Below are 3,343 nucleotides of genomic sequence, written 5' to 3'. Positions count from 1 at the left end.
CTCCCCCGGTGGGGGAGGATTTGTTCAGGGAGAAGATCCTCCCCCACCGCGGGAGGGGAACCGCGCGCGCAGCGCGTGATGGAGGGGGCGAGGAACCGTTTGGTCGCCAGCTGTTCCACGATTATCCAGATCACAGACCTTTACGGGAGAGACCCCATGCATCGTGCCGCTATTGCCCTGCCTCTGGTTTTGCTCGCCGCGTGTCACAAAGCCCCGCAGCAAAGCGACGATGCGGCGATTGCCCAGGTTGAGGCGGCGCAGAAGGAGCGGGCACCGGCGCAGGAGATCAGTCCGCAGGTCATCGACTTTTTCGACATCACCAAAGGCAAGCTGACCGGATCGGGATGCAACTTCGTGCCTGACAATGGTGGCATGGGGGCGGTGCTGCTGGCGCAGGAAGATCGCGGCCTCATCAAGATCAAGGATCAGATCGTGGTATTGGCCGCCGACAAGGGCAGTGCCAAGCTGCCGCAGCACGGCTGGTCGCACTATACCGGGCGCGAGTGGGCGCTGACGCTGACGCGGATCGATGATGGCAAGGCCAAGACGATGGGCGTGATCGACAGCTTTGACGGGCAACTGGTGATTTCCGACGCCGATAGCCGCCCGGTTTATACCGCCAAGGGCAATGTGCAGTGCAAGCCGATGTAGGTTTGCGCACCATATCTTGCAAAAGCACCAATCTGGCGCGTTTCGGTCCATTTCGGCGTGACTCTTTGCCCTCTCATGCGTCTTGCATCGCGCGGGGGCGCCAAAGACTAAGGGAAACGCCTATGAACAAGGGTCGTCACATCGTGTTGCTTTCCGCACTTCTGCCAATGGCGCTGGCAGGGTGTGCAACCACCGGATCGGTTAAGCGGGCCCAGGCTGCGGCCGATCAGGCACAGGCGCGCGCTGATGAAGGCGTAATGACGGCGCAGCGGGCGCAGGGTTCGGCCGATTCCGCGGCACAGGCTGCGGCGCAGGCACAGGGTTCGGCCAACAACGCTATGACTGCGGCGCAGAGCGCCGGTTCGGCCGCCCAGGCCGCCTCGATGGCGGCGCAATCGGCCGGCAGCCGTGCCGATACGCTGGAAACGCGCCTGCGCTCGCTTGAGCGTTGGAAGTGGGCCAAGACCCACCCCAAGAAGGCCAAGAAGCACCACGCGCGTCATCACCACGCCAAGCACAACGCGGCGCTGCATCGTCCGGTCACGGCCGATCAGACCTCTGCCCAGAAGATGTGATCACGCACATCTGATGCAAGGAAACGGGCGCGTGTGGCCATGCCACGCGCGCCCTTTTTCATGGACGCTGCCTGCTTAGTCGGTGCCGTTGGGGTCGCGCGTGCTCACCATGGCGTTGCTCACCATGGTCAGTACGATCACGCCATCCTGGTTGAGCACGCGGGTTTCGGCGCGGAACAGGCCCATTTCCGGGCGCGATTGGCTGCGCCGCTTGCTCAGGATCGTGGTTTCCACGCGCAGCGTGTCGCCGGGATAGACCGGGTGGCGCCAGCGCAGTTCGTCAATGCCGGGTGAACCAAGGCCCTGGTGGCCGGCGCGGTCCTGCTCTTCCACGATCATCGCCATGGTCATGGCGCAGGTGTGCCAGCCACTGGCGGAAAGCCGCCCGAAGTGCGTGGCGGCGGCCGCCTCGTCAGACAGGTGGAACGGTTGCGGGTCATACTTGCCCGCAAATTCCACCACTTCCTCTCGCGTGACGTGGCGTTGCCCGAACCGGGCAACGGCGCCCACTTCCAGATCTTCATAGTGTCGCATGGGGGGCAGGGTGAACCTGCTTTCCCCATGCGTCAACCATCCGATCGAACAGGTTCAGACGTTGAACTTGAAGTGCATCACATCGCCGTCCTTGACGATGTATTCCTTGCCTTCCTGGCGCAGCTTGCCGGCATCGCGCGCGCCCGCCTCGCCGCCCAGCGAGACGAAATCGTCAAAGGCGATGGTTTCGGCGCGGATGAAGCCGCGCTGCATGTCGGAGTGGATTTCGCCGGCAGCCTCGGGGGCCTTGGCGCCCTGATGGACGGTCCAGGCGCGGGCTTCCTTGGGGCCGACGGTGAAGAAGGTCAGCAGGTGCAGCAGGTCATACCCGGCGCGGATCACGCGGTTGAGACCGGTTTCATGCAGGCCCAGTTCGGCCAGGAACGCCAGGCGTTCCTCGCTGTCCATGCCGATCAGGTCGGCCTCGATCGCGGCAGAGACCACCACGGCTTCGGCGCCTTCTGCCTTGGCCTTTTCAAACACGCGGGCGGAGTGGGCATTGCCGGTGGCGGCGCTTTCCTCTTCCACGTTGCAGACGTAGAGCACGGGCTTGGCGGTGAGCAACTGCGCCTGCTTGAACAGGCGCTCTTCCTCGTCGTCCTTGGGCTGGGTGAGGCGGGCGGGCTTGCCTTCGCGCAGCAGTTCCAGCGCCTGGCCCAGCACCGAGGCCATGGCCTTGGCTTCCTTGTCGCCGCTGGTCGCCTTCTTGGCGGCGGCAGGCACGCGCTTTTCCAGGCTTTCCAGGTCGGACAGCATCAGTTCGGTTTCCACCGTGTCGGCGTCCGACAGCGGATCGACGCGGTTATCGACATGCTGGATATCGTCGTTTTCAAAGCAGCGCAGCACGTGGATGATCGCATCCACTTCGCGGATGTTGCCCAGGAACTGGTTGCCCAGGCCTTCACCCTTGGATGCGCCGCGCACCAGGCCGGCGATGTCGACAAAGCCAAGCTGGGTGGGGATGATCTTCTGGCTGCCGGCGATCTTAGCCAGGGTATCGAGCCGGGCGTCGGGCACGCCCACGTTGCCCACGTTGGGTTCGATCGTGCAGAACGGATAGTTGGCGGCCTGGGCCGCCTGCGTTTCGGTCAGCGCGTTGAACAGCGTCGACTTGCCGACATTGGGAAGGCCGACGATCCCGCAACGAAAACCCATCTTCGTGTCCTTGGCTATGGCCCCACGCCGATGCGGGGCCGCATATTGCCGGCCGCGATGGTGGCTTGTAGGCCCAAGGTCAAGGGGGCAGCGCCCTGTGGCAAGGGGTTTTGCGTGGCCGGTCGGCAATCTTCACCGAAGTTTCAGGCCTTGCTGGCATGGCAACCGGCATGAGGCGCGCTATCCTGCCATCGTTTTTGCACCGCCATGCCCGTGCCGGTCTGCCGCGCGGCGCGCTGATCACGCCGGCATTGGCGCTGGCCCTGGTGCTGGCCGGCTGTGGCGACAATCCCGCCGCCCATGCTGCCAAGGCCCGCAGCGCCTTTGCCGCGCAGGATTTCGTGACGGCGCGGATGGAAGCGCTGAGCGCGCTCGACTCGGGCAAGCTGCCCGCCGCCGACACGCAGGCGCTGCTGCGGCTGCTCGCC

The 3,343-nt window shown here is 64.7% G+C and carries 5 protein-coding genes; 3 read left to right on the top strand and 2 right to left on the bottom strand.

The annotated features are described in order from the left end of the window. The first annotated feature begins 156 nt into the window (after nt 1-156). Both H926_RS0101125 and H926_RS24995 read left to right on the top strand, forming a co-directional pair. A complete protein-coding gene (locus H926_RS0101125) occupies nt 157-651 on the top strand; it encodes a hypothetical protein (RefSeq protein ID WP_022674661.1) in 495 nt (164 codons plus the stop codon). 122 nt (nt 652-773) lie between these two features. Beyond that, nucleotides 774-1,226 carry a hypothetical protein gene (locus tag H926_RS24995; protein ID WP_022674660.1) on the top strand — a complete coding sequence of 151 codons (453 nt, stop codon included), beginning with the start codon at nt 774-776 and terminating at the stop codon, nt 1,224-1,226. Nucleotides 1,227-1,301: 75 nt separating this feature from the next. On the opposite strand, the gene H926_RS0101115 is transcribed toward H926_RS24995, so the two are convergent. After that, nucleotides 1,302-1,760 carry a MaoC family dehydratase gene (locus tag H926_RS0101115; RefSeq protein ID WP_022674659.1) on the bottom strand — a complete coding sequence of 153 codons (459 nt, stop codon included), beginning with the start codon at nt 1,758-1,760 and terminating at the stop codon, nt 1,302-1,304. 54 nt (nt 1,761-1,814) lie between these two features. Next, entirely contained in the window at nt 1,815-2,915 is a 1,101-nt protein-coding gene (gene ychF / locus H926_RS0101110; protein ID WP_022674658.1) for a redox-regulated ATPase YchF, read from the bottom strand. A 170-nt stretch (nt 2,916-3,085) separates the two neighbouring features. Between ychF and H926_RS24990 the strand changes: the two genes are divergently transcribed. Next, nucleotides 3,086-3,343: hypothetical protein (locus tag H926_RS24990; RefSeq protein ID WP_202804660.1), on the top strand; the 258-nt coding region annotated here is incomplete at its 3' end.

Origin of the sequence: Novosphingobium sp. B-7 (assembly GCF_000410615.1) — a bacterium.
GTDB lineage: Bacteria > Pseudomonadota > Alphaproteobacteria > Sphingomonadales > Sphingomonadaceae > Novosphingobium > Novosphingobium capsulatum.
This window is presented reverse-complemented; position numbering and strand designations above follow the sequence as displayed.

Bases quoted from the DNA above. Each gene is read 5' to 3' on its own strand.
- H926_RS0101125 (WP_022674661.1), top strand. From the start codon at position 157: ATGCATCGTGCCGCTATTGCCCTGCCTCTGGTTTTGCTCGCCGCGTGT.
- H926_RS24995 (WP_022674660.1), top strand. From the start codon at position 774: ATGAACAAGGGTCGTCACATCGTGTTGCTTTCCGCACTTCTGCCAATG.
- H926_RS0101115 (WP_022674659.1), bottom strand. From the start codon at position 1,760: ATGCGACACTATGAAGATCTGGAAGTGGGCGCCGTTGCCCGGTTCGGG.
- ychF (WP_022674658.1), bottom strand. From the start codon at position 2,915: ATGGGTTTTCGTTGCGGGATCGTCGGCCTTCCCAATGTCGGCAAGTCG.